Source organism: Streptomyces sp. NPDC029296 (assembly GCF_055569255.1).
In genome coordinates this window covers 71,595-94,724 of record NZ_JBVHXT010000013.1, presented here as the reverse complement: position 1 = coordinate 94,724, position 23,130 = coordinate 71,595, and the positions used below count along the sequence as shown (strand labels likewise).

25 protein-coding genes and 1 pseudogene are annotated in these 23,130 nt (G+C 75.1%); 14 read left to right on the top strand and 12 right to left on the bottom strand.

The features are described 5' to 3' along the window. Window positions 1-45 precede the first annotated feature (45 nt). Both ACZ4W9_RS13945 and ACZ4W9_RS13940 read left to right on the top strand, forming a co-directional pair. The gene (locus tag ACZ4W9_RS13945; protein ID WP_467935443.1) at window positions 46-396 is read left to right on the top strand and encodes a VOC family protein; all 351 of its coding nucleotides are present in this window, start codon (window positions 46-48) and stop codon (window positions 394-396) included. Between the two features lie 74 nt (window positions 397-470). Then, complete coding sequence (locus ACZ4W9_RS13940) at window positions 471-869, top strand: MarR family winged helix-turn-helix transcriptional regulator (protein WP_467935442.1); 399 nt, start codon at window positions 471-473, stop codon at window positions 867-869. A gap of 831 nt (window positions 870-1,700) precedes the next feature. On the opposite strand, the gene ACZ4W9_RS13935 is transcribed toward ACZ4W9_RS13940, so the two are convergent. The 4 genes from ACZ4W9_RS13935 to ACZ4W9_RS13920 all read right to left on the bottom strand — a co-directional run bounded on the left by ACZ4W9_RS13935 (window position 1,701) and on the right by ACZ4W9_RS13920 (window position 4,536). Next, window positions 1,701-2,099: an SseB family protein gene (locus ACZ4W9_RS13935; RefSeq protein WP_467935441.1), complete on the bottom strand. Its 399-nt coding sequence runs from the start codon at window positions 2,097-2,099 to the stop codon at window positions 1,701-1,703. 181 nt (window positions 2,100-2,280) lie between these two features. Further along, window positions 2,281-3,789 (bottom strand): purine-cytosine permease family protein, encoded by a 1,509-nt coding sequence (locus tag ACZ4W9_RS13930; protein ID WP_467935439.1) that lies wholly within the window; start codon window positions 3,787-3,789, stop codon window positions 2,281-2,283. 277 nt (window positions 3,790-4,066) lie between these two features. Then, the gene (locus tag ACZ4W9_RS13925) at window positions 4,067-4,381 is read right to left on the bottom strand and encodes a DUF2795 domain-containing protein (protein WP_467935438.1); all 315 of its coding nucleotides are present in this window, start codon (window positions 4,379-4,381) and stop codon (window positions 4,067-4,069) included. 8 nt (window positions 4,382-4,389) lie between these two features. Next, window positions 4,390-4,536, bottom strand: a complete 147-nt coding sequence (locus ACZ4W9_RS13920) for a hypothetical protein (RefSeq protein WP_467935437.1) — start codon at window positions 4,534-4,536, stop codon at window positions 4,390-4,392. Window positions 4,537-4,705: 169 nt separating this feature from the next. Here ACZ4W9_RS13920 and ACZ4W9_RS13915 point away from each other — a divergent pair, with 169 nt between their 5' ends. Together ACZ4W9_RS13915 and ACZ4W9_RS13910 are read left to right on the top strand one after the other, a co-directional pair. Then, a complete protein-coding gene (locus ACZ4W9_RS13915; protein ID WP_318205046.1) occupies window positions 4,706-4,900 on the top strand; it encodes a DUF2795 domain-containing protein in 195 nt (64 codons plus the stop codon). Window positions 4,901-5,331: 431 nt separating this feature from the next. Then, a complete protein-coding gene (locus tag ACZ4W9_RS13910) occupies window positions 5,332-6,219 on the top strand; it encodes a CAP domain-containing protein (protein WP_467935435.1) in 888 nt (295 codons plus the stop codon). Here ACZ4W9_RS13910 and ACZ4W9_RS13905 read toward each other — a convergent pair. Continuing rightward, window positions 6,186-7,385, bottom strand: coding sequence for an MFS transporter (locus ACZ4W9_RS13905; RefSeq protein ID WP_467935434.1), 1,200 nt, complete (start codon window positions 7,383-7,385; stop codon window positions 6,186-6,188). The two genes, ACZ4W9_RS13910 and ACZ4W9_RS13905, sit on opposite strands and share 34 nt — an antisense overlap. Window positions 7,386-7,439: 54 nt before the next feature. Here ACZ4W9_RS13905 and ACZ4W9_RS13900 point away from each other — a divergent pair, with 54 nt between their 5' ends. Beyond that, window positions 7,440-8,201 carry an AraC family transcriptional regulator gene (locus ACZ4W9_RS13900; RefSeq protein ID WP_467935432.1) on the top strand — a complete coding sequence of 254 codons (762 nt, stop codon included), beginning with the start codon at window positions 7,440-7,442 and terminating at the stop codon, window positions 8,199-8,201. Between the two features lie 16 nt (window positions 8,202-8,217). On the opposite strand, the gene ACZ4W9_RS13895 is transcribed toward ACZ4W9_RS13900, so the two are convergent. The 3 genes and pseudogenes from ACZ4W9_RS13895 to ACZ4W9_RS13885 form a co-directional block, all read right to left on the bottom strand. Beyond that, the gene (locus tag ACZ4W9_RS13895) at window positions 8,218-9,186 is read right to left on the bottom strand and encodes a CAP domain-containing protein (RefSeq protein ID WP_467935548.1); all 969 of its coding nucleotides are present in this window, start codon (window positions 9,184-9,186) and stop codon (window positions 8,218-8,220) included. 205 nt (window positions 9,187-9,391) lie between these two features. Next, window positions 9,392-10,228, bottom strand: a pseudogene (locus ACZ4W9_RS13890) (RNA polymerase sigma factor); the annotation flags it as partial. Window positions 10,229-10,394: 166 nt separating this feature from the next. Beyond that, the gene (locus ACZ4W9_RS13885) at window positions 10,395-10,796 is read right to left on the bottom strand and encodes a winged helix-turn-helix transcriptional regulator (protein ID WP_467935431.1); all 402 of its coding nucleotides are present in this window, start codon (window positions 10,794-10,796) and stop codon (window positions 10,395-10,397) included. Window positions 10,797-10,902: 106 nt separating this feature from the next. Here ACZ4W9_RS13885 and ACZ4W9_RS13880 point away from each other — a divergent pair, with 106 nt between their 5' ends. The 3 genes from ACZ4W9_RS13880 to ACZ4W9_RS13870 all read left to right on the top strand — a co-directional run bounded on the left by ACZ4W9_RS13880 (window position 10,903) and on the right by ACZ4W9_RS13870 (window position 13,725). After that, the gene (locus tag ACZ4W9_RS13880; protein WP_467935429.1) at window positions 10,903-11,769 is read left to right on the top strand and encodes an alpha/beta fold hydrolase; all 867 of its coding nucleotides are present in this window, start codon (window positions 10,903-10,905) and stop codon (window positions 11,767-11,769) included. 190 nt (window positions 11,770-11,959) lie between these two features. Next, entirely contained in the window at window positions 11,960-13,048 is a 1,089-nt protein-coding gene (locus ACZ4W9_RS13875) for an NAD(+)/NADH kinase (protein WP_467935428.1), read from the top strand. 176 nt (window positions 13,049-13,224) lie between these two features. After that, the gene (locus ACZ4W9_RS13870; RefSeq protein WP_467935427.1) at window positions 13,225-13,725 is read left to right on the top strand and encodes a peptidylprolyl isomerase; all 501 of its coding nucleotides are present in this window, start codon (window positions 13,225-13,227) and stop codon (window positions 13,723-13,725) included. An 82-nt stretch (window positions 13,726-13,807) separates the two neighbouring features. On the opposite strand, the gene ACZ4W9_RS13865 is transcribed toward ACZ4W9_RS13870, so the two are convergent. After that, complete coding sequence (locus ACZ4W9_RS13865) at window positions 13,808-14,587, bottom strand: thioesterase II family protein (protein ID WP_467935426.1); 780 nt, start codon at window positions 14,585-14,587, stop codon at window positions 13,808-13,810. 163 nt (window positions 14,588-14,750) lie between these two features. Between ACZ4W9_RS13865 and ACZ4W9_RS13860 the strand changes: the two genes are divergently transcribed. From ACZ4W9_RS13860 to ACZ4W9_RS13850, 3 genes are read left to right on the top strand one after another with little or no spacing between them, the layout of a single operon-like run. Further along, window positions 14,751-15,416, top strand: a complete 666-nt coding sequence (locus tag ACZ4W9_RS13860) for a helix-turn-helix transcriptional regulator (RefSeq protein WP_467935425.1) — start codon at window positions 14,751-14,753, stop codon at window positions 15,414-15,416. Between the two features lie 14 nt (window positions 15,417-15,430). Continuing rightward, window positions 15,431-16,597, top strand: a complete 1,167-nt coding sequence (locus ACZ4W9_RS13855; RefSeq protein WP_467935423.1) for an alanine racemase — start codon at window positions 15,431-15,433, stop codon at window positions 16,595-16,597. A gap of 50 nt (window positions 16,598-16,647) precedes the next feature. Beyond that, complete coding sequence (locus ACZ4W9_RS13850) at window positions 16,648-17,616, top strand: threo-3-hydroxy-L-aspartate ammonia-lyase (protein ID WP_467935422.1); 969 nt, start codon at window positions 16,648-16,650, stop codon at window positions 17,614-17,616. 195 nt (window positions 17,617-17,811) lie between these two features. On the opposite strand, the gene ACZ4W9_RS13845 is transcribed toward ACZ4W9_RS13850, so the two are convergent. The 3 genes from ACZ4W9_RS13845 to ACZ4W9_RS13835 form a co-directional block, all read right to left on the bottom strand. Beyond that, a complete protein-coding gene (locus tag ACZ4W9_RS13845; protein ID WP_467935421.1) occupies window positions 17,812-18,318 on the bottom strand; it encodes an NUDIX domain-containing protein in 507 nt (168 codons plus the stop codon). 402 nt (window positions 18,319-18,720) lie between these two features. Then, the gene (locus ACZ4W9_RS13840) at window positions 18,721-19,794 is read right to left on the bottom strand and encodes an enoyl-CoA hydratase/isomerase family protein (RefSeq protein WP_467935419.1); all 1,074 of its coding nucleotides are present in this window, start codon (window positions 19,792-19,794) and stop codon (window positions 18,721-18,723) included. 252 nt (window positions 19,795-20,046) lie between these two features. Then, a complete protein-coding gene (locus ACZ4W9_RS13835; protein ID WP_467935418.1) occupies window positions 20,047-20,817 on the bottom strand; it encodes an SAM-dependent methyltransferase in 771 nt (256 codons plus the stop codon). A 383-nt stretch (window positions 20,818-21,200) separates the two neighbouring features. On the opposite strand from ACZ4W9_RS13835, the gene ACZ4W9_RS13830 reads away from it, so the two are divergent. From ACZ4W9_RS13830 to ACZ4W9_RS13820, 3 genes are all read left to right on the top strand, one after another. Continuing rightward, on the top strand, window positions 21,201-21,539 hold the full coding sequence (locus tag ACZ4W9_RS13830) for an antibiotic biosynthesis monooxygenase family protein (protein ID WP_467935417.1): 339 nt from the start codon (window positions 21,201-21,203) through the stop codon (window positions 21,537-21,539). Next, window positions 21,536-22,423: an NAD(P)-dependent oxidoreductase gene (locus ACZ4W9_RS13825; protein WP_467935415.1), complete on the top strand. Its 888-nt coding sequence runs from the start codon at window positions 21,536-21,538 to the stop codon at window positions 22,421-22,423. Before ACZ4W9_RS13830 ends, ACZ4W9_RS13825 begins: the two co-directional genes overlap by 4 nt. Next, window positions 22,420-23,130, top strand: a 711-nt coding sequence (locus tag ACZ4W9_RS13820; RefSeq protein WP_467935414.1) for an amidohydrolase family protein, incomplete at its 3' end; no start/stop codon positions are given. The genes ACZ4W9_RS13825 and ACZ4W9_RS13820, both read left to right, overlap by 4 nt.

Sequence of the window (23,130 nt, the reverse complement as noted above, 5' to 3'; positions counted from 1 at the left end):
CCCCGCCCGCGCTGTCGGGCACCGCTGTGCGAAGGAGTGAGCATCATGGCCGCCGGCCTGCAGACGATCATCTACCCGGTGAAGGACCTGGACCGCGCCAAGGCCCTGTTCGGCGCGCTGCTGGGCGTCGAGCCGTACGCGGACGAGCCGTACTACGTCGGCTACAAGGCCGCCGGCCAGGACGTCGGCCTCGATCCGAACGGGCATGCCAAGGGGATGACCGGGCCGGTGCCGTACTGGCACGTGACGGATCTGCCGGAGCGGCTCGCGGCGCTGCTGGCGGCGGGCGCCGAGCTGCTCCAGGACGCGCAGGACGTCGGCGGCGGCCGGCTGATCGCCTTCGTGAAGGACGCCGAGGGCAACCACCTGGGGCTGCTCCAGGACCCCGCGGCCTGAGGCCGGCACGACCCGCACGACCGGGCATTAGTTGCACACTCAACGAGTGTCCGGTTCGGTGCTACCGTGCGGTTATGGCAGTCAAGACGGCCGAGACCCGGCTGGAGGAACGCTGGCGGGACATCCTCGCCGTGCACGCGCGCACGATGTGCGAGATCGACCGCGTCCTGCACCCGCACGGACTGGGCGCCAGCGACTTCGAGGTGCTGGATCTGCTGGCCACGGAGCCGCCCGAGCAGGGCGAGCAGTGCCGGGTGCAGAACCTGGTCGGCCGGGTGCACCTCAGCCAGAGCGCGCTGTCCCGGCTGATCGGCCGGCTGGAGAAGGACGGCCTGGTGGAGCGCTCGGTGTGCGCGGAGGACCGGCGCGGGGTGTGGGTGGCGCTCACCCCCAAGGGCCGTGCGCTGCACGCCGAGGTGCTGCCGCTCCAGCGGGCGGTGCTGCGGCGCCTGCTGGCCGGGCAGGAGTCCTAGAGTTCCAGGCTCCGACGCGGGGCGCGTACACCAGCACTCCCCCGCCGGCCAGGTCCTCGACGCGGTACGCCGTCGCCCACGGCCCCGGCGGCACGGGCGTGCGCGCCGGCACGTACGCCGGAATCGTCGCGCCGGCCATCGGGTGGGCGGTCACCACGAGCCCGCCGGCCAGCACGAAGCCGCCGTCGGCCAGGCTGTCGGCCCACTCCCAGGGGCGTGTGGCGGTCCAGTGCGCGGCGGGCGGGGCCGAGGGCGGCACGCACCGGCGGCGCGGCGTACACCCTCAGCCCCGCCGTCCCGCGCAGTTCGGCGAGGCCGGCCACGTGGTGGGCCTCGGCGTCGGTGAGGAGCACGCCGCGCGGTGCGGTGCCCGGGCGGCCGGGGTCCGGCCACAGGACCGGGGTGGCGGTGAGCTGGGTCCTGAGGTCGGGGGATGTGTGGAGAAGCCACCAGTCGCGGCCGTTGCCGGTGATGGCGGCACATCCCGGGTACGGGAGGGCAGTTCGCCGTTCCGGGCGGTGGTGCACGGCGCGCACGCGCAGTTCCCCCGCGGGACGCCGCCCTCGGCGGCGGTGCCCAGCAGAACGACCCTCACGGCATCGGCTCCTTCGCGCTCGCCCGGACGTGTCCTCCGCCGGGACCTTCCCACCCTGCGGGCCGGTGACCACCGGCGGCGGGGAGCAGTTCCGGACGACGACCTGCGCCGGGGCCGGCGCCGTGGCGCGACGGGCGGTGCGGCCGGCCCGCCGGGGCCGCGGGCCTGCCGGCGGTACGGCCGCGGGCGCCGTCGGGGAATACCCCGGCGGCGCCCGTGGGACGTGTCCGTGCGGCTCAGCGGGCCAGCAGCGTGCGGACCCCTTGCGAGGTGAGGGTCAGCGCGTGGGAGGAACTGCCGTCGATGGCGAGGGAGAGGTTCTCGTCCGGCCACTGCGCGGCGAGCGCGCCGAGCGGGATGAGACGGTAGCGCGAGACGAAGGGCAGCAGATCGGTCATCTCGCCCTCCGTGGTGAACACCGGGACGACCGCGTCGCCGCCGGGCTGTTCCAGGACGGGCAGGGCCACCGTCGTGGCGTCGGCCCCCTCTCCGTCCAACGCGTCGTCCGGCACCGGGACGAGCACGTCACTGTGGGCGAGGGTCTCCAGGGCGCCCTGGTCCTCGGCGTTGACGGTCAGCGCGTCCAGTGCCTGCTGGGCCGGTGTGGGCGGGTCGGCGTGTGCGGGTGTCTCCATGGCTGGTCCCCAGGGTCGGCGGTGGTACGGGCTGCCCGGACGGCTCCGCGCTCCGGGCGTGCTCCCGCCTCGCGTACCCGGTGGGGTGCGGGGCATGCGTGTGCGAAGCACATGCGTCCGGAACACCCGGACGGACCCCGGACACACAGGCCGCGCGGCGTTCCCCGGGCCGCGGACGGGCTCATGGACGCGCCGCCTCCCGGCGGGGGCCCGGGCCGGGTGTCCGCGCCTCCTGGCGCCGTACCCGGGTCCGGGCCGTCAGCAGCGTGCCGAGGAAGGCGAGCACCAGGGCGACGAGGACGCCGAGGTTGGCGTACGCCCAGGGCCCGGTCCGGCCGCCCAGGCCGAGCGGCGCCAGCAGGTAGCCCTGCCAGGTCAGCCAGTGCGCGGCGGTGTTGGTGACCAGGCCCCAGCCGACGGCGGTGGCGGCGAGGGTGAGGCACGGCGGGAGGAGGGGGACGTCGCCGTAGCGGCCGTGCGGGCGGTACAGGTCGCCCTCGTCGTAGTCGCGGCGGCGCAGCGCCAGGTCGGCGAGCACGACGCCCGCCCAGGCCGCGACGGGCACGCCGAGTGTGGTGAGGAAACCCATGAACTGGCCGAGGAAGTCGTCGGCGAAGAACACGATGTACACCGAGCCCGCGATCATCAGGAGGCCGTCGAGGAGGGCGGCCAGGTAGCGGGGTGCCCGCAGGCCGGCGGAGAGCAGGGCCAGGCCGGAGGAGTAGATGTCGAGGACGGCGCCGCCGACCAGGCCCAGGACGGCGACCACGGCGAACGGCACCAGGAACCAGGCCGGCAGGAGGGTGGCCAGCGCGCCGATCGGGTCGGCGGCGATGGCGCGGCTCAGCTCCGGGGAGGAGCCGGCCAGCAGCAGGCCGAAGACCAGCAGCACCAGCGGGGCCAGGGACGCGCCGAACGTGGTCCAGCCGATGACGCCCCGGCCGGAGGAGTTCCGGGGCAGATAGCGGGAGTAGTCGGCGGCGGCGTTGACCCAGCCGAGGCCGAAGCCGGTCATCATGAACACCAGCGCGCCGATGAACCGCTGTGCCGGGCCGGCCGGAAGGGCGTCGACCGTGCTCCAGTGGATCCGGTCGGCGACGAGGGCGACGTAGACGATCGTGAGGACGCCCGTCACCAGGGTGATCCAGGTCTGCAGCCGCATGATCAGGTCGAAGCCCATGACCCCGCCGACGACGGTCAGCGCGGCCACCACGACGAGGGCGACGACCTTGGTCCCGGTGCCGCCGCCCCGGCCGAGGCTGCCGAGGACGGTCGCGGTGGCCATCGTGGCGAGCGCGGTGAGGACGGTCTCCCAGCCGACGGTGAGCATCCAGGAGACGACGGACGGCAGCCGGTTGCCGCGCACGCCGTACGCGGCGCGGCTGAGGACCATGGTCGGCGCCGAGCCGCGCTTGCCGGCGACCGCGACGAAGCCGCACAGCAGGAAGGAGGCGACGATGCCGAGCACACCGGCGGCGAGGGCCTGCCGGAAGGAGATGCCGAAGCCGAACGCGAACGCGCCGTAGCCGAGGCCGAGGACGGAGACGTTGGCGCCGAACCAGGGCCAGAAGAGGGTGCGGGGGGTGCCCTTGCGTTCCGCGTCCCCGATGACGTCGAGGCCGTGTGTCTCCACCCGCGCGGGGCGCCGGGCGGGCACCCCGCCGCCGGGGCCGTGCGGATCCGCCGTCACCGAGCCTCCCGACCTGCCTGTCCGGATGTCCGCGTCACGCTAGGTCGCGCCCGGGAAGGCGGTCAAGGAGTCGGATGGAGCGCGGCGGCCACGCGGTGGGGGCGAGTCCGGTCCCGGCGGCGGAAGGAGGCGGCGGTGCCGCGCGAGTCCGGGCGGCGGCCGGGTGCGCGCCCACGCGGGCACCCGCGGACACGGCTCGCCGCCGGGCGGATGCGGACGGTGCCGCGTCCTGTCCGGCGGACGGTGGCCGGTCCCGTCCGGCGGACGGTGGCCGGGGTCAGCGGTCGAACTCCTCCTGGATCGGGGTCTTCGGCTCTTCCCGCAGGTGCAAGGAGAACCCCGGCCGGCCGCCGCGCCGCTCCTGCCGGCCGCTGTCGAGGCCGAGGTCGAAGCCCGGCTCCACCCGGACCGACCGCGCGACCTCGGCGCGGCCGGCGTACTCCCCGGCGGGCATGCCGCGCAGCGCCTCGACGACCTCCTGGGAGGCTCCGGCCCGCCGGGCGGCCGAGACCAGCTGTTCCCTGCCGGCCGGGTAGGTCACGTCCCTCAGCGCGTCCAGCACCTCGGGGACGCTGGGGTGTGCCGTGCTCATGACGCCTCCTACACGTCGTCCTCCTGTCCCTGGTTCTCTTCGTCGGTGTCCTCTCCCTCCGCCTGGGAGGGAGTGGTGCGGGGTGGCTGCTCGGCGTCGAGGGCGTCGTCCGGTTCCCGTCCGCCCTCGGCCTGCGATGGGGTGTTCTCGCTCATCGGGTCCTCTCCTACGCGGTCCCCTGCCGGTCACGCCGTCGGGTACCCGTGCGCCGCGCGCCCCATCACTACCGGAATGTCTGAATCCGATTCTGTCGGAGGGGTACCTGTGCAGTCCCGGCGCGGCATCAGCGCCGGTCCGATCACCAACGCACTGCCTGGAGGGACCATGGCGGGCATCACCCCACCTGATCTGCAGAAGGCCCTGTCCGGCGTGGACTACCCGGCCGACACCGACCAGCTTCGGAAGGTCGCCGAGAAGAACCACGCGCCGAAGGAGATCACCGAGCGCATCTCCCACCTCGGGAAGAAGAAGTTCGAGAACCCCGCCGAGGTCAGCAAGGCCGTCTTCCGGAACGAGTGACGGCACTCTGCCGACAGGGCGGAAAGACAGGGTGCGCGGCGGCCGGCCGGGTTCCGGCCGCCGCGCACGCGCATCCGGCGGCCCCGGCCGGAGGTGACAACCGTCACACGGCGGTCGGCGACTAAGGGGGCCGGATAGTAGACGCCACTCCCACGACATATGGGATTTGTCCGTCTTGCCGTGGACGAGGGTCGGGGGGATGGCGACGGCGGGGCGGCCCGCGGGTGTCTCGCCGTATCCCTCGCCCGTGGCGCGTTCCTGAGGAGCCGACAGCACCAGGCGAACGTCGCGGTCGCGAAGATCTGCATCTCCCGGTCCCGCTGACAAGGGCCGGGACGATCTACGTAAGGCGGTAGTAGAAGGTCCCTTTGCGTCTCGTGTGAGGCCGTCCCGAGAATGGGCGCTCCGCGATCACCGAGTGAGGTTGACGTATGGGACAGCACCGCAAGACCAAGCACTACCGGCGCATAGTCGTCACCGCCGTCGCCGTCGGCGCCGTGGGCGTGCCATCCGTCGCCCTGGCCTGCACCGACTGGCCGTACGGCGCGGACCCGCCCCCCCGCGCGGAGGTGACGGGCGCGCCCGTGGCGCGGGGGCAGCAGCCGCACGGGAATCACCGGCGCAACGGTGTGGAAGCGGCCACGGGACAGGCCGGCGCACCGGCCGCCACGGCACCCGCGACCACTCCCCCGCCCGCCGCGCCGGCCGCCTCCGCGCCGGTCGCGCCACCGGCCGCGAGCCCTTCGCACACGCACCGGAGCGCACGGCCGAAGACGCGTCCGGTCGTGACGGTCCGGCCCACCGCCCAGCGGACCCAGACCCCCGCCACGCCCGGCACCCCCGTGACCGCCACGCCCGGCACCCCCACACCTACGGCGTCCGGCACCTCCACCAGCGCCACGACCGCCACGCCGGGCGCCCCCCGGCCCGCCGCCACGGCGTCCGGGGTCACCGCCGAGATCCTGCGGCTGGTGAACGCCGAGCGCGGCAAGGTGGGTTGTCCGGCGCTGACCGCGAACCCGGTGCTGACCCGGGCCGCACAGGCCCACAGCGAGGACATGGCCGCCCACCGGAACATGTCGCACTCCGGGTCCGACGGCTCCGACCCGGGCCTGCGCCTCACGCGCGCCGGTTACACCTGGAGCAGCTACGGCGAGAACGTCGCGTACGGCTACACCGCGGCGGAACAGGTCATGGCGGGCTGGATGGACAGCCCCGGCCACCGGGCCAACATCCTCAACTGCGGGTTCCGGGAGATCGGCGTCGGTCTGGCGCAGCCCGGCGGCTACTGGACCCAGGACTTCGGCACGTCCCGGTGAGCCGGGCCGGCCGGTGGGTCCGCCCGCCGGCCGGGGCCTCCGGGCTCGGGGAGGCCGCGCAGCAGCAGCCAGCTCAGCACCGGCATCAGCACCAAGGGGGCCAGCGCGGTCCGCAGCGACGTGGCGTCGGCGACCCGGCCGATGAGGGGGCTCGCCAGCCCGCCGACGCTGACGGTCAGCCCGAGCGTGATGCCGCCGGCGGTGCCGACGCGCGAGGGCAGGTAGTCCTGACCGAGCGTCACCTGGAGGGAGAAGGGGACGTACAGACCGGCGGAGGTCAGCGCCACGCACAGGTACAGCGCGGGGCCGGGGACGCACACGACGCCCGCGACCGCGACGGCCGAGAGCAGGTACGACCAACGGCACACCGTCACCCGGTCGAAGCGCCCGGCCAGCCGGCCGCCCAGCAGGGAGCCGGCCGCGCCGCCGAGGTAGAGCACGAACAGCGCGGCCGTCCCGGCCGTCACGCTGCCGCCCAGCCGCTGGGCCGCGTACAGCGACAGGAAGCTGCCGAGACCGGTGAACACCACCGAGCGGCACACCACGGCCAGCGACAGCCGCAGGAAGGACGCCCGGTCGTCGGGGCCGGCCGCCGGGGCCGGGGCGAACAGGCGCCGGCGCTGCCCGGGAGCGCGCAGGACGGCCAGGCTCAGGGCGGCCCCGGCGAGCGCCGGCAGTGCCAGCAGCGGCGTCCAGCGCAGTCCGCCGGTGCCGACGACGACCGTGACCAGCGGCGGGGCCAGGGCGAAACCCAGATTGCCGCCCAGCGAGAACCAGCCCATGGCGCTGTGCGCGCCCCCGCCCGCCAGCCGGGCGACACGGGCGGACTCCGGGTGGTAGGCGGCCACGCCGAGCCCGGAGACCGCCACGCACACCAGTGTCAGCGCGTACGAACCGCCGCTGCCGCTCAGGGCGATGCCCAGGCCGGCCAGGAGTGTACTGGCGGGCAGCAGCCAGGGCACGGGGCGGCGGTCGGTCAGGGCGCCGAACAGCGGCTGCGCCACCGAGGACAGCAGGGCGGCGGCGAGGACGACGCCCGAGGCCGCGGCGTAGCCGTAGCCGCGCTCGGCGACCAGGAAGGGGATCAGGGACGCGACGGCGCCCTGGTAGACGTCGACGCAGGCGTGTCCCACGGACAGCAGGGTGATCGATGCTTTGCTTCGCACCCGGCCATGCTGCGGCCCCGGCCGGCTGTCGCGCTTTCGATAAACTGCCGTGTGATGACGCGGATCCGCCATCAGCCGGTGGCGCCCACCCGTACCCAGTGGCTGGCGGCCGGCGCGGCGATAGACGCCCACCGGCACGACGACCACCAGATCGTCTACGCGGGCCGCGGCGTGCTGGCCGTCACCACCGACGCGGGGTCCTGGATCGCGCCGGCCACCCGTGCCCTGTGGATACCGGCCGGCACCGTGCACGCCCACCAGGCGCACGGCGCGCTGGAGTTGCATCTGCTGGGGCTGCCCGCGGCCGAGAACCCGCTCGGTCTGGACGCGCCGACGGTGCTGGCCGTCGGCCCGCTGCTGCGCGAGCTGATCGTCGCCTACACCCGTGGCCCACGGGACGGCAGCCCCGAACGGGCGCGGCTGCGCGCGGTGTTGCTGGACCAGGTGCGTGCCTCGCCGCAGCAGCCGCTGCACCTGCCGGCGCCCGCGTCTCCCGTGCTGCGTGCGCTGTGCGACCTGTTGCGCGCCGATCCGTCCGATCGCCGGACGCTGGCGGAGCTGGGCCGCGAGGTCGGGGCGAGCGACCGTACGCTGTCCCGGCTGTTCCGCCGCGACCTCGGGATGACGTTCCCTCAGTGGCGCACCCAGGTGCGGCTGTACCACGCGCTGGTCCTGCTGGCCGAGGGGCTGCCGGTGACCACGGTGGCGCACCGGTGCGGCTGGTCCTCGGCCAGCGCGTTCATCGACGTCTTCCGGCGCGCGTTCGGGCACACGCCGGGCAGTGGTCCCTCGGCGGCCCGGCCGGGGGGCGGGTGACGGGCCGGCCGGCGGCTCAGAGTCTCGCGCCGAAGTTCTGGGTCCACCAGGGGCCGCCCGAACCGTTGTGGACGCCCACGCCGATGTTCTTGAACGAGCAGTTGAGGATGTTGGCGCGGTGGCCGGGGCTGTTCATCCAGGAGTCCATCACCGCCTGCGGACTCCGCTGGCCCCGGGCGATGTTCTCGCCGTACGTGGACCAGCGGTAGCCGGCGGCGGTGACGCGCTCGCCGGGGCCGGCGCCGTCCGGGTTGGTGTGGTCGAAGAAGCCGCGCGCGGCCATGTCGTCGGAGTGGCCCTGGGCGGCCCGGTCCAGTCGCGGGTCCTCGGTGACCGGTCCGCATCCGGCGGCGGCCCGCTCCTTGTTCACCAGCGCGACCACCTGCGCCACGGTACCGGCGGGCGCCGGCCGTGTCCGCGGTGTCGTCGGGGCGGGGCGGGGGGGTGGCGGACGCGGGCGCGGGCGGCTGGGCCTTCGGCGTTCCGGTCGTACGCGCGGGTCCAGGGCTCTTGGCGGGGCCCGGTTTCTTCGTCTTCTGCTTCCGCGGCCGCGAGGGGGACGGCGACGGGGAGGCCGAGGGCGGCGCCGAGGTCCGGACGGGGCCGGGCGCGGAGAGGTCCGCGGCGGGGGCGTCGGCGGTGGGCGCGGCGGCCGTCCGCCCGGTCTCGGGCCCGGAGCCGGTGCCGGTGCCGGTGCCGGTGCCGAAGTACCACATGCCGCCGCCCGCCACGCAGACCGCGACCACGGCGCCGCCGACGGCCCGGCGCCGGCCGCGCCGCCGACGCCGTGCCTCGTCGCGGGCGGTCGCACGCCGGCGGGAGGCGCGTACGCCGACGGGGCCGGCCCCCGCGGTGTCGCCGGCCTGGCCGGCCCCCGCGGTAGAGCCACCGCCCGGCACGCCGTCCGGCCCGCCGAAGCCCACCCTCCCGGCGTCCGGCCCGACGGAACCCGAATGCCCCGCGTCCGGCCCGGCGAGACCCGCATGCCCCGCGTCCGGCCCGGGGAGACCCGCGTCCGGCCCGGGGAAGCCCGGCTCCGCCGCCTCGGGCCCGGCGAAGCCCGCCTGCGTGACGTCCGGCCCGCCGAAACCCGCCTGCCCCGCGTCGGAGCCGCCCAAGCCTGCCTGCGTCCCGTCCGGCCCGCCGAAGCCCGCGTGCTGCCCCCCGTCCGCCGCGGCGAAGCCCGTGTGCGGCAGGGGGGAGGCCGTGTGGGCGGTCAGGTGGAGGCCGGTCGCCACGGCGGAGCGTGTCGTCGTGAGCAGGGCCGAGGACACCGCGACGAGGGCGAGCCCGGCGAGCAGGCCCTCGGCCGGGAGCAGGCCGCTCCACAGGCCGCCGCAGCGTGCGCAGTCGCGGGCGTGCCGGGCTATCCGCTTGCGCCACAGGGCGGAGGGCAGGCCGTCCCAGGAGGTCAGCACGCCCCCCAGGTCCCCGCAGGCGGGCCGGGTGTCGAGCGCGCGTACCACCACGCGGGCCGACTCCAGCCGCGCCTTCATCCGCTGCACCCGTACCGCCGTGTGCTGCGGCGACACCCCGAGGGCGGAGGCGACCTCGGCGCGGGTCAGTTCCCCGGCGCACTCCAGCCACCACAGCGAGAGCACCTCGCGGTCGTCCGGCTCCAGCCAGCGCGTCGCGTGCGCGGTCTCCTGGCGCTGGCCGGACAACTGGAGCCGGACGATGGTCAGGTCGACGAAGTCGGCGCCCGGGTCGGCGACGTCGGCGGCCTCCTCCACGGCATCCGGGGCGAGCCGGCGGTCCCGCCAGTGCGCGCGGACCCGGTTCATCGCGATGGCCACCAGCCAGGAGCGGAAGTTCTCCGGGGTGCGCAGGCCGCCGAGCGAGCCGAGGGCCCGGAGCATGGTCTCCTGGACCACGTCGTCGACGTCGACCGAACCGTTCAGGGCCCGCCCCACGATGTTGTACACCAGTGGGAGGTAAGCGCCGACCAGGGCGTCCTGGGCCCCCGGGTCCCCCGCCCGGGCGGCGTCGACCAGTGCCGCCGTGTCCACCGTGTGCTGTGTCCTCATCAGAGCTTCCCTGTCCTCGGCGCCGAACGATGCTGTGCGTCACCTGGGAGACCGTCCGGTGCGGCGCCGATAACAGTTTCGGATGACAGTTCTTCGGAGAATCGTTCGAGGGGAGGCTCACAGGGGCGACGTGCCCTCCGCAAGGAGGGAGATCACACCTGGTCGCTCACCGCTGTTCCCGCCGGTCGCTCAGCTCGTTGGCCCGGTCGACCTCGGCCATGTGCTCCTCGGCCCAGTCCCGTACGGCGGCGAGAACGGCGTCGAGCGACAGTCCGAGCGCGGTGAGCCGGTAGTAGACGCCGGGCGGTACGGAGGGCTCCACCCGGCGCTCGGCCAGGCCGTCGCGGACCAGGTTCCGCAAGGTCACGGAGAGCATCTTCTGTGAGACGCCCGGCATCCGGCGCAGCAGTTCGGCGAAGCGCACCTCTCCCGGCGCGGCCTGTGCGAGCACCTTCACCGCCATCGACGTCCACTTGGTGCCGATCCGGTCCAGCAGCCGGCGGGTCGGGCACGCGGGGTCGAACAGGTCGCCGCGCGCGGCGGACGCGTCCTTGGCCAGGGAAGTCACCTGGAACTCACCAACTGACGGGAAAGTGCGGTCTGTTGCCGCCGAGCATAGTTACCTAGCGTCGCCTTGTCACCATCGGTTACTCGAGGACGGCGAGGGATCGCTCATGACTGTCACCTCCGTGCCCGGCGTACGGCTGCGCCGGATCACCGTCGGCGGGACCGGACTCAACGTCGCCACGGCCGGCGCGGGCCCGGCGGTGCTGCTGCTGCACGGCTTCCCGCACACCTGGCGGCTGTGGAGCGAGGTCATCGGACCGCTGGCCCGCCGCTACCGGGTGATCGCGCCGGATCTGCGCGGGTTCGGCGACAGCGACCGGCCGGCGGACGGGTACGACGCCGCAACGCTCGCCGCCGACGCGGCGGGCCTGCTGGAGGCGCTGGACGCGGGGCCGGCGGCCGTGGTCGGCATCGACCTCGGCACCCCGCCCGCGTTCCTGCTGGCCATGCGGCGGCCCGGCCTGGTACGGCGGCTCGTGCTGATGGAGTCCCTGCTGGGCGATCTGCCGGGCGCCGAGGAGTTCCTCGCGGCCGGGCCGCCGTGGTGGTTCGGGTTCCACGCGGCGCCCGGGCTGGCGGAGTCGGTGCTGACGGGTCACGAGGCGGCGTACGTCGACTGGTTCCTGGAGCGCGGCACGCTGGGCCGGGGCGTGCGGGCGGACGTGCGTGCCGCGTTCGGCCGCGCCTACACCGGCGGCGGGGCACTGCGCGCGGCGTTCGGCCCCTACCGGGCGCTGCCCGTCACTGCCCGGCAGGTCCGGGAGGCCGTGGCCGGCGCCCGCCTCACCGTGCCCGTCCTCACCGTGGGCGCCCACCCGGTGGGCCGCTCGCTGGAACGGCAACTGCGGCCGTACGCCGACCGGTTGACCGGCCATGTCGTCCCCGACTGCGGCCACATCATCCCGTTGCACCGCCCGGACGCGCTGCTGGCCCTGCTGGAGCCGTTCCTCGCGGCGGACGACGGCCGGGGATGACGGCTGCCGCCCGCGCGGACGCGATACGGCGCCGGACGGCCCGGCTGGCCCGGCGTGCGGCCCGGCTCGGCGTACGGCACCGCCCCGGCGGTGTCCGGGCCGTCCGGCGGCGTGGCGCGCGTCGGGCCGGTGCCGTACGCGGCGAGGATGGCGCCGGGCAGGAAACCGGCTGGGAGGCGGGTGTGCGGGTATGACGGTGAACCGTGTCGGCCTGGTCGTGCACGGCGGGCGCGCCGAGGCGGTGGCCGCCGCGCGGGACGTGCGCGCGTGGTGCGCCGAGCACGGGGTGGGGTGCGCGGACATCGACGTGTGGCGGGAGGGCGCGCGGCACAGCGCCCGCGAGGAGCTGGCCGACGCGGGCGACCCGGACCTCGTCATCACCCTGGGCGGTGACGGCACGTTCCTGCGCGGTGCCCGGCTGGCGGCCGAGAACGACGCCCTGGTGCTCGGTGTCGACCTGGGCCGGGTCGGCTTCCTGACGGAGGTGCCCGCCCCGGCGGTGCGGACCGCGCTGGACGCCGTGCGGGAGGGCCGGATCCATGTGGAGAGCCGGATGCTGCTCACCCTGCGCGCGTCCTGCCGGCTGGAGGTGCCCGCGCACATGGAGGCGCTGCTGGAGTACGGGCGCGGGCCGCTACTGCCGCCGCCCCCGGTGCGCACGGAGTGCGAGTCGGGCGGGGACTGGGGGGTGGCCCTGGACGTGACCGCGCTGAACGACGTGGTCCTGGAGAAGCTGTCCCGGGACCGGCAGGTGTCGGTCGGGGTGTATCTGGCGGGCCGGCTGCTGGCCTCGTACTCGGCGGACGCGCTGCTGGTGGCCACGCCCACGGGGTCCACGGCGTACAGCTTCGCCGCGGGCGGCCCGGTGGTCTCGCCCCGCGCGGAGGGCCTGGTGTTCACGCCGGTCGCGCCGCACATGGTGTTCGACCGGTCGGTCGTGGCCGCGCCGGACGAGCCGATCGCGCTGCGGGTGCTTCAGCGGTCGGGACGGGCCGCGGTCAGCGTCGACGGCCAGTTGCGCGGGGTGCTCGGCCCCGGGGACTGGATCGGCGTGTACGCCGCTCCGCGCCGGCTGAGGGCGGTCCGGCTGGGTCCGATGGACTTCTACGGCCGGCTGCGGGAGCGGATGAACCTCACCGACGCGCCGGCCGCGCTCGCCGACGGGCAGGCCGCCCCGCTGTGGCCGGTGACCACGCCGCCGCCGGGCGACCTGGCCCATCTGGCGCTGCCCCCGGCGCCCGGCGACGGGTCCGCGGGCCGTGCCCGCACCTCGTCGTGACCCGGATGGCCGTTCGAGGCCCGGGGCGCCGCGGCGTCGTACGCGTGACCTGTGGTCGTATATTCCATGGTGATCTCGGGCCGCCGGACCGGCGTGCCCGTCGGTCGCACCGGAGAACGGCCGGCCGGGCCGTACCTGTAGCGTGGGCGAGTCCCACCGGAATGAGGAGATTTTTGATGTCGACAGTCGAGCTGAACACCAGCGCCGGCCGGATCGTGCTGGAGCTGAACGACGCCGAGGCGCCCAAGACGGTCGAGAACTTCCTGGCGTATGTGCGCAGCGGCCACTACGACGGCACGATTTTCCACCGGGTGATCAACAACTTCATGATCCAGGGCGGCGGTTTCACGCCGGACATGCGGCAGAAGCCCACCCAGGCGCCGATCCAGAACGAGGCCGACAACGGCCTGAAGAACGACAACTACACCGTGGCGATGGCGCGGACGAACGACCCGCACTCGGCGACGGCCCAGTTCTTCATCAACGTTTCGGACAACGCGTTCCTCAACTACTCCTCGAAGACCCCGAACGGCTGGGGCTACGCCGTGTTCGGCCGGGTCACCGAGGGCCAGAACGTCGTCGACGCCATCAAGGGTGTGAAGACGGGCAGCTACCAGGGCCACCAGGACGTTCCCAAGGAGCAGGTGGTCATCGAGTCCGCCAAGATCCTGGGCTGACGCCCTCCGCCGGGCGGCACCGTCTCGACCGGTGCCGCCCGTGCCGTGTCCCCGGCCGGTGCCGCCGTCGCCGTCCGCGGGCTCAGAGCGCCGCGCCGGTGCCGGGCGCGAACCGCCGTAGCGCGGCCCGGATCCGGTCGAGGACGGCCTGCCGCTGGTCGACCAGGTAGAAGTGGCCCCCGGGGTGGACGTGGAACTCGAAGGGGCCGTCGGTCTCCTTTTCCCAGGTCCGGGCCTCGTCCGGGGTCACCCGCGGGTCGGCGTCGCCCGTCAGCGCGACGAGCGGGCAGCCGAGCGGTGGGCCGGGGACGGGCCGGTAGGTCCCCACGGCGTGGTAGTCGGCCCTCAGCGCGGGCAGGACCAGCTGGAGCAGGTCCTCGTCCTGGAGGACGGCGGAGTCGGTGCCGTCCATGCGCATGACCTCCTCGATCAGCTGGGCGTCGTCGCCCAGGTGGACGGTCTCGGTCCGGTCGACGGACGGGCCCCGGCGGCCGGAGAGGAAGAGCACCGCGGGCGGCCGGCCGGCGTTCTCCAGCAGCCGGGCCAGCTCGAAGCCGACCAGGGCGCCCATGCTGTGCCCGAACAGCGCGAGCGGCGTCCCGTCCCGCTCGTCCAGCGCGTGGAACACCCCCTGGGCGAGTTCCCGGAGCGAGTGCGCGAAGGGTTCCCCGGCGCGGTCCTGGCGGCCGGGGTACTGCGCGGCACGCACGTCCACCGCGGGCGACAGCGCCCTGGAGAAGGGGAAGTAGAAGCTCGCGGAGCCGCCGGCGTGCGGCAGGCAGAGCAGCCGCGGCGCACCCGGGTCCGGCTCGTGGAAGCGGCGCAGCCACTTCGGGTGCCCCGCGCTGGACCGGTCTGCCATGGATCCCCCTCGTCGGTCTGTACCGTGCGCGAAACGCGCTGGTACGGAGGGTAGTTGACGCCCGGCGGCGATGCGGGCCGGATCACGTGGACAGCGGCGGCCCACCCGGCTTAGACTCGCCGTCCAGAAATGGACCACGCGTCGAGATCGGTGGGGAGGGCCCGTGGAGCACCGGCCGGACGCCGGGCACGCCAACGGCGCGGACGGCGCGGGTGACGAGCACCTCCTGAGGGAGGCGGAGAAGATCGCCGTCGCGCTGGGCCGCATGTTCCCCGGCCTGTGCGAGGTCGTGCTGCACGATCTGCGCGATCCGGACCACGCGATCCGCGCCATCGAGAACAACCTCTCCGGCCGCCGGGTCGGCGACCCCGCCACGGAGCTGGGCCTGGCCCGCATCGCCGACCCGGACTACCCCGGCGTCGTGCAGAACTACCCGAACCGGTTCCCCGACGGCCGCCCGGCGAAGAGCACGTCCATCGGCATCAAGAACGCTGCGGGCGAGTACGTCGCCGCCCTGTGCCTGAACCTCGACGTGTCCGTCCTGTCCCCGGTCACCCTGGCCCTGTCCAACCTCGTGGCCACGGACCGCGCGCACCGCGAGCCGCCCCTGGAGACCCTGCGGGACCGCACCGCGCGCGAGCTGCGGGAGACGGTGGAGGCCCGCGCCGCCGAGCGCGCCGCCACCCCGCGCTCGCTGAGCCGGGAGGAGAAGAAGGCGCTGGTACGGCAGTTGCAGCGCGACGGCTACTTCGACTCGCGCGACGCCGCGCAGACCATCGCGGACCTGCTCGGCGTGTCCCGGGCGACGGTCTACAACTACGCGAAGTGAGGGGTCACCCGCCCATGAGCACCGCTTTCTTCCCCGCTGCCCGGACCCTGGCCGACCCCGACACCCCGTTCGCCGTCGTGGACGCGCACCGGTCGCGGCGCAACATCGACCGGCTGCGGGCCCGGGCGGACCGCCTCGGGGTCGGTCTGCGCCCCCATGTGAAGACGTCGAAGAGCCTGGACGCCGCCGCCCTCCTGCACGGCGGCGCCCCCGGTCCGGTCACCGTCTCCACCCTCGCCGAGGCCGAGGCGTTCGCCGGCGCGGGGTACCGCGACCTCACCTACGCCGTCGGCATCGAACCGCGCAAACTCCCGCGCGTGACCGCCCTGGTGCGCCGCGGGGTCACCCTGCGCGTCCTGCTGGACAGCACCGAGCAGGCGTCGTTCGTCGCCGGGGCGGCCCGGGAGGCCGGCGTGGCCCTGCCGGCGCTGATCGAGATCGACTGCGACGGGCACCGCGGCGGCCTCAGGCCCGACGCCCCCGGGCTGACCGGGATCGGCCGGATCCTGCACGACGCGGGCTGCCTGGACGGCGTGCTGACGCACGCGGGCGAGTCGTACTCCGCCTTCACCACCGGGGAGCGGCGCGCCGCGGCGCGCGGCGAACGCGACGCGGCGGTCACGGCGGCACAGCGGCTGCGCGCGGCGGGCCTGCCGGTGCGCACCGTCAGCGTGGGCTCCACGCCCACCGCGCACGCCGCCGAGGACCTCACCGGGGTCACCGAACTGCGCGCCGGGAACTACGTGTTCTTCGACCTGGTGATGGCGGGGCTCGGTGTCTGCGCGCCGGCCGATCTCGCCCTGTCGGTGGTGGTCACCGTCATCGGGCACCGCCCGGAGTACGGGTGGATCGTGACCGACGGCGGCTGGATGGCCCTCTCCCGCGACCGCGGCACCGCCGCCCAGCCCCAGGACCAGGGCTACGGCCTGGTCACCGATCTGTCCGGCACCCTGATCCCGGGCCTGGTCATGACCGCCGCCAGCCAGGAGCACGGCACGCTGACCGCCCGGGACGGCGCCGTCCTGCCCGAACTGCCCATCGGCACCCGGCTGCGCGTCCTGCCCAACCACGCCTGTGCCACGGCCGCCCAGCACCACGGCTACCACGTCGTCGACAGCTCCGGCGGTACGACGGCGTGCCCCGCGATCGAGGCGTACTGGCCCCGGATCTCCGGCTGGTGACCGCCCCGCTCCGCTTCCCCGCCCCGTCCCGTCGCCCGGAGGACCCGCCCATGCCCGCCGCACCGCCCGTCACGTTCGCCGACGTCCGCGCCGCCGCCGCCCGCCTCGAGGGCGTCGCGCACCGCACGCCCGTCCTCACCTCCCGCACCCTGAACTCCCTCGTCGGCGCGGAGGTGTTCGTCAAGGCGGAGAACTTCCAGCGGATCGGTGCCTTCAAGTTCCGCGGCGCCTACAACGCCGCCGCCCAGCTTCCCCCGGAGCAGCTGGCGAAGGGCATCGCCGCCTACTCCTCCGGCAACCACGCCCAGGCCACCGCGCTGGCCGCCCGCGAACTGGGCACCAGCGCGGTCATCCTGATGCCCGAGGACGCGCCCCGCTCCAAGCGGGAGGCGACCGCCGGGTACGGGGCGGAGATCGTCACCTACGACCGTTACACCGAGGACCGCATCGCGCTCGGCCACGCCCTGGCCAACGACCGCGGTCTGACCCTGATCCCGCCCTACGACCACCCGCACGTGATCGCCGGCCAGGGCACCGCCGCCCTGGAACTGCTGGAGGAGACCGGCCCGTTGGACGCCCTGGTGGTGCCGGTGGGCGGCGGCGGCCTCATCGCCGGCAGCGCCACCGCCGCCACCGCGCTGCACCCGGGCATCCGGGTCGTCGGCGTCGAACCGGAGGGGAGCGACGACACGAGGCGCTCCCTGGAGGCCGGCGCCCGCGTCACCGTCCCGGTGCCCCGCACCATCGCCGACGGACAGGCCCTGCCCACCCCCGGCGAACTCACCTTCCCCGTGAACCAGCGGCTGGTCGACTCCATCGCCCTGGTCAGCGACGCCGAGATCCTCACCGCGATGCGGTTCGCCTTCGAGCGCCTGAAGATCGTCCTGGAGCCGAGCGGCGCCACCCCGCTGGCCGCGCTGCTCGCCGGACGCGTCGGCGCCCTTCCGCGCCGGATCGGGGTCATCGCCTCCGGCGGCAACATCGACGCCGCCCGCTTCACCGCCCTGATCGGCGGCTGAACCGCCGGGCGCCCAGGCGTCGTGACGGCGGCCGTACGGACACCCGCGGGGGTGTACCGGGAGGGCCCCCGTCACCAGGAGTGCCTGGGCGTCCGGGGGGCGCACGGCGAGCGGGCCGGGCGGCACGGCTTCCTCCGCGGCGTCCGGGGGCTTCCCGGCCGCCCCGGGCGTCTCCGCTCCGGGACCGGGCCCTCCTCACGCCTCCCCCCAGTCCCAGGTGTCGAAGTACCCGGCCACTCCGGTACGGCGGGCCTGGGCCACGGCCGCGAGCCGGGCGAAGTCCCGGTCCGGCATCAACGGCCGCCACTCGGCCAGGGACAGCACGCGCACCTCGTCGTGCTCGTCCGGGTCGAGGGTGATGCCCCGGATCTCCGCCTCGCCGAGCCGGCCCCCGTCGAAGATCAGGCCCATGCTGCTGTACGGCCACTCGTCGCCGGGCAGGCCGTAGACCGCGGCCAGCAGCCGGGGCGGGCCGGTGACCGTGATGCCGGTCTCCTCGCGGCACTCCCGCACGGCCGTCTCCCACGGCCGCTCGCCCGGCTCCATCGTGCCGCCGGCCATCTGCCAGGGGTGCGCGGGGCTGTACGGGGCGTGCAGCTGGACGGGCCGGTCCCGCTCGTCGGTGAAGTGCACACAGGCGAACCCGGTCGCCTTCATCAGCTGCTCGGCGTACTCCTCGGGCGGCAGCCAGACGCGGGTCACGACGTCACCCGCCCGGAGCCGGAGGTGCGGGGGGTGATCAGGCGGGCGCCGAGGGGCTTGGGGAACACGTGCGCGAGGATCCTTCCGGGGCGGTGCCGTTCGGCGGGTGCGGAGCGTCGTACACCCGGTACAACGCCGCCGGACGCCGGGCGGCACGACCGGCACGCGGGCGATGCGGGCGGTGCGGGCCGCGCGGGTCCTTGCCGGGTAACGGGGGCGCGCGGCACGCGGGTGGCCGAAACGCCGATGCCCGGCGGGACGGGGAGCGGTGACGGACCGCCTGCCGGGGCCGCTCTCACCCGCCGGCGCGGACGGGCGGCGCGGACGGCGCCGGGTGGCGGGGTCCGCGCCGCCCGGCGCGCGTTCTCGTACCCGGCCCGGCGCGGGCCGGGTACGGCCGCGTCAGCCGCCCAGTCCCAGCTCGCGGTCGCCGAGCGGGGCGAAGAAGCGCTCCACGGCGGTGTCGGTGACCTCGGCGAGGCTCGCGGGGGACCAGCGCGGGGTGCGGTCCTTGTCGATGATCTGCGCCCGGATGCCCTCGACCAGGTCGGGGCTGCTCAGGGCGGCGCAGGAGACGCGGTACTCCTGGTCGAGGACCCGTTCCAGCGAGCCGAGGCGCCGGGCGCGGCGGATCGCGGCCAGGGTGACCTTGAGCGAGGTGGGCGACTTGGCGAGCAGGGTCTCGGCCGTCTCCTTCGCCTCCGGAGCGCCGTGGGCGGACAGCCGTCCGACGATCTCCTCGACCGTGCCGGCGGCGTAGCAGGCGTCGATCCAGTCCCGGCGGGCGGCCAGCAGCCCCTCGGGTGCCGGCTGTTTGTGGCGGGCCACGGCGTCCGGCGCGGGGAGGCCGGCGAGGTCCGCCGTGAAGGCGCCGAGGGCCCCGGACGGGATGTAGTGGTCGGCGAGCCCGCACAGCAGGGCGTCCCCGGCGCCGATCGCGGTGCCCGTCAGGGCGAGGTGGGTGCCCAGTTCGCCGGGGGCGCGGCCGAGCAGGTGGGTGCCGCCGACGTCGGGGACGAAACCGATGCCGGTCTCGGGCATGGCGATCCGCGAGCGCTCGGTGACGACGCGGACGCCGCCGTGCGCGGAGACGCCGACCCCGCCGCCCATCACGATGCCGTCCATCACGGCGACGTAGGGCTTGGGGTAGCGGGCGATGCGGGCGTTGAGGTGGTACTCGTCGCGCCAGAACGCGGCGGAGGCGGTGCCGTCGCCGTCGCGGGCGTCGTCGTGGACGGCGCGGATGTCGCCGCCCGCGCACAAGCCGCGCTCTCCCGCACCGGTGATGACGACGGTCTCCACGGCCGGGTCGTGCTCCCACGCGGTCAGGGCCTCGTCGATCCGCCGGACCATGACGTGGTTCAGGGCGTTGAGGGCCTCGGGCCGGTTGAGGGTGAGGTACGCGGCCCGTCCGCGCGTGCGCAGCAGGACGGGGCCGGCGGTGTCGGGCGCGCCGGTCCGCGCGCTGCCGGTCATCCGGACGCCTCCGTCGGGGCACGGTCCACGGTGACACGCATGATCTCGTCGCTTCCTTCCGGGTCGGGTGCGCCCACGGTCGCGAACGATCTTCTCAGTGCCGTGCCCGGCGAGGTGGCGGCGGCCCCCTCCACGCGCCGGGGACGGGGCGCGGGAGGTCTCATGGACCAGGCGGCGGCACGCCGTCTTCGGCGGCCTCGCGCTCGCGTACCGCTTCCGCGCCGCCCGGCCCGTCCGCGGCCCGGTGTCCCGTCAGGCGCGGCCGGCGGCCCCGCTCGTCCCCGCCGGGTCCGGTGCCGGCCGCAGCACCAGGCAGACGAAGCCGAAGGCGTCGCGGTAGACGCGCAGCCACTCGTCGCGGTGGGCCGTGGCCGTCTCCAGTGCCCCGGGGCTGTCCGGGTGGCCGGGGTGGTCCAGCGCCCAGGAGGCCAGCGTCCCCGTCCAGGCCCATTCGTAGTCGTCCAGTTCCCGGCGCGTGCTGACGTGTCCGTGGACCGGCGTCCAGCCGTCCGCGACGACCCGGTCCAGTGTGGTCGGCAGGTCGTCGAGGTCGCCGAGCAGGGCGACGGCCTCGGCGGACGGCTCGTGCTCCCAGAATCCCTCCCCGACCAGGACGCGTCCGCCGGGCGCGAGGTGGCGGCGCGCCGCCGCCAGGGTGGACGGCAGACCGCCGAAGGCGTGCGTCGCCCCCACGCACAGGACGAGGTCGAAGGCGTCCGGCGCGGTGAACCGCGCGGCGTCCTGGCGGTGGAGGACCAGGCGGTCCCGGACGCCCAGCCGGTGCGCGGCCCGGCGCGCGTCCGCCAGCGCGCGCTCGGAGAGGTCGACGCCCTCGGCCCGCAGGCCCGGGCGCGCGGTCAGGGCCCGCAGGAGCCACTCCCCGCCGCCGCAGCCGAGGTCGAGCACGCGGCCGCCGCCGGACGGCAGGGCCCGCTCCAGCAGCCCCCGTACCGCGTCGTCGTCGAGCGGCGCGGCTATCGGGTGATCCGCGTGAGCGCGCCGGGACATCTCCTCACGATCCACCGGCGGAGCCTGACACGGCCTCGGGCCCCCGCGCATCCGGTTTTCCCGGAGGACGCCGTGCGGAGAGCGACGCGGGGAGACCGACGCGCGCCGGGCTCCTGACCGCCGACGGGGCGGCGGTCAGGAGCCCGGCAACGGTCCGGAAGCGGTCCCGCCCCTCTCCCCGGGACCGGCCGGCGGCCACCCGGAAGAGGCGGCCGACGGGTTCCCTCCGCGCCCCGCCCGCCGGGCCCCGGACACCACCCCCCACTCACCCGAACCGACCAATGACGCAGCGTGCATGCCTTGTCCCCACTGGGCCCCGACCCGTTCGGAGTTGCGGCCGTACGGGCGACATGAGTCCGTGGGTGTCGTGTCCCATCGGATCTCACTCAGGAGGAGACATGGACACCAACCACCAGGGCCGATCGGCCGACAAGCTGGGCGTCGTCTTCGCGGTCCGCGTCATCGAGGGCCGTGAGCAGGGCTTCCTGGACCTGTACGAACACCTCCGGAAGTCCGTGGCCGGCACCCCCGGTCACATCGTGGAGCGGCTCGGCCGGCCCGCCGACGACTCCCGCCAGTGGGTGATCACCAGCGAGTGGCAGTCGGCCGAGCAGTTCTTCGCCTGGCAGCAGAGCGAGGAGCACCGCGAGCTGGTCGCGCCGCTGCGCGAGTTCGTCGACCAGCGGCAGTCGCTGCGCTACCGCGTCGTCAAGGAGACCCGGGGGGTGACGTCGTGACGCGCACCGCGCACGGCCCCGTCGCCGTACTCGGCCTCGGCGCGATGGGCGCCGGACTGGCCCACCGCCTGCTCGACCAGGGCATACAGGTCCGGGTGTGGAACCGTACCCCGGACCGCACCGCGCCGCTCGCCCAGGCCGGCGCGCACGTCGCCGCGCACCCGGCCGAAGCGGTCGCGGGCACGAGCGCCGCCCTCTGCGTCGTCGCCGACGGCCAGGCCCTCGGCACCGTGCTGCGCGGACCGGACGGCGTGCTGGCCCACGGCCCCTACGCGGGCACCCTGCTGTGCGCGAGCACCGTCGCCCCCGAGGAGGTCGTCCAGATCGCCGGGGACCTGCCCGCGGCGCTGGACGTGGGCATGCTCGGCAACCGCGACCACGCCCGCGACGGGGAACTGCGGTTGTTCGTCGGCGGCGCCGAGGAGGACTTCGAGGCGGCCCGTCCGCTGCTGGACACGCTGGGCAAGGACGTCGTCCATCTGGGCGCGCTCGGTTCCGGCATGCGGATGAAACTGCTCCTCAACCTGCTGATGGGCATCGAGGTGCAGGCGCTGGCCGAGGCCACCGAGCTGGCGGAGGCCTCGGGACTGGACCGGCAGCAGGTCCTGAAGACCGTCGCGGGCAGCGGGTTCGCCTCGCCGGTCATGGCGTTCAAGTCGCGGCGGCTGGCGGCGGGCCGCTTCGACGAGCCGGACTTCCGGCTGCGGCTGATGGCGAAAGACCTCATGCTCGCTACCAAGCAGGCGGCAGCCGCCGGCCTGAGCCTGCCGCTGGCGACCGCCGCGGCGGAGACCCACGTCCGCGCCACCGAGCAGGGACTGGGCGACCAGGACTGTGCCGCGATCACCCGCGCACTGAGACCGAAACCGGGAACCGACACGTGATCATCGACATCCACGGGCACCTGTCCCCACCGGAAGCCGCCGCGCGCTTCCCCATGCCCCCGAGCCTGACCGACGTGGACGGCATGCTCGCCGCCCGCGCCGAAGCCGGCATCGACCTGACCATCATCGGCAGCCCGGTCGGGGCCGGGGCGATGGCGCGGGTGCCGGGCGTGGACAACTACGCGCAGCCGCGTGACCGGCTGCGCGCCTTCCACGCCTGGATGTCGGGCCTGATCCGCCGGTTCCCGGACCAGTTGCGCGGCTACGTGTACGCCAACCCGTTCGGGGACGACGACCACCTGGAAGGGGTGCGGGAGACCCTGGCGGACCCTGCCTTCGTCGGCCTGATCACCACCTCCAGCGTCCACGGGGAGCTGCTCGGCTCGCCCCGCGCCGACGCGTTCTTCGCGCTGGCCGCGGAGGCGGGGGTGCCGGTCCTGGTGCACGCCCCGGCGGAGCCGGCCGGCACCGAGCGGGTCGGGCAGACGGCGTTCGTGGAGCAGATCGGCCGCTTCGGCGACATCACCCTGGGCATGGCGATGATCGCGTACGCGGGGTGGCTGGACAAGTACCCCGGTCTGCGGCTGATCGGCGCGACCGGCGGCGGCGCGATCGCGCTGCTGCCGGAGCGGTTGCAGACCGCGGCGCGCCCCCGGCCGCTTCGACCGGCAGATCGCGGTCGACCCGCCGGACCTCCAGGGCCGTCT

Coding starts and splice junctions, on each gene's coding strand:
- ACZ4W9_RS13870 (WP_467935427.1), top strand. CDS start 13,225: ATGTCGACAGTCGAGCTGAACACCAGCGCCGGCCGGATCGTGCTGGAG.
- ACZ4W9_RS13915 (WP_318205046.1), top strand. CDS start 4,706: ATGGCGGGCATCACCCCACCTGATCTGCAGAAGGCCCTGTCCGGCGTG.
- ACZ4W9_RS13850 (WP_467935422.1), top strand. CDS start 16,648: ATGCCCGCCGCACCGCCCGTCACGTTCGCCGACGTCCGCGCCGCCGCC.
- ACZ4W9_RS13910 (WP_467935435.1), top strand. CDS start 5,332: ATGGGACAGCACCGCAAGACCAAGCACTACCGGCGCATAGTCGTCACC.
- ACZ4W9_RS13865 (WP_467935426.1), bottom strand. CDS start 14,587: ATGGCAGACCGGTCCAGCGCGGGGCACCCGAAGTGGCTGCGCCGCTTC.
- ACZ4W9_RS13880 (WP_467935429.1), top strand. CDS start 10,903: ATGACTGTCACCTCCGTGCCCGGCGTACGGCTGCGCCGGATCACCGTC.
- ACZ4W9_RS13830 (WP_467935417.1), top strand. CDS start 21,201: ATGGACACCAACCACCAGGGCCGATCGGCCGACAAGCTGGGCGTCGTC.
- ACZ4W9_RS13940 (WP_467935442.1), top strand. CDS start 471: ATGGCAGTCAAGACGGCCGAGACCCGGCTGGAGGAACGCTGGCGGGAC.
- ACZ4W9_RS13935 (WP_467935441.1), bottom strand. CDS start 2,099: ATGGAGACACCCGCACACGCCGACCCGCCCACACCGGCCCAGCAGGCA.
- ACZ4W9_RS13900 (WP_467935432.1), top strand. CDS start 7,440: ATGACGCGGATCCGCCATCAGCCGGTGGCGCCCACCCGTACCCAGTGG.
- ACZ4W9_RS13925 (WP_467935438.1), bottom strand. CDS start 4,381: ATGAGCACGGCACACCCCAGCGTCCCCGAGGTGCTGGACGCGCTGAGG.
- ACZ4W9_RS13945 (WP_467935443.1), top strand. CDS start 46: ATGGCCGCCGGCCTGCAGACGATCATCTACCCGGTGAAGGACCTGGAC.
- ACZ4W9_RS13855 (WP_467935423.1), top strand. CDS start 15,431: ATGAGCACCGCTTTCTTCCCCGCTGCCCGGACCCTGGCCGACCCCGAC.
- ACZ4W9_RS13920 (WP_467935437.1), bottom strand. CDS start 4,536: ATGAGCGAGAACACCCCATCGCAGGCCGAGGGCGGACGGGAACCGGAC.
- ACZ4W9_RS13895 (WP_467935548.1), bottom strand. CDS start 9,186: ATGCGGGTCTCGCCGGGCCGGACGCGGGGCATTCGGGTTCCGTCGGGC.
- ACZ4W9_RS13875 (WP_467935428.1), top strand. CDS start 11,960: ATGACGGTGAACCGTGTCGGCCTGGTCGTGCACGGCGGGCGCGCCGAG.
- ACZ4W9_RS13840 (WP_467935419.1), bottom strand. CDS start 19,794: ATGACCGGCAGCGCGCGGACCGGCGCGCCCGACACCGCCGGCCCCGTC.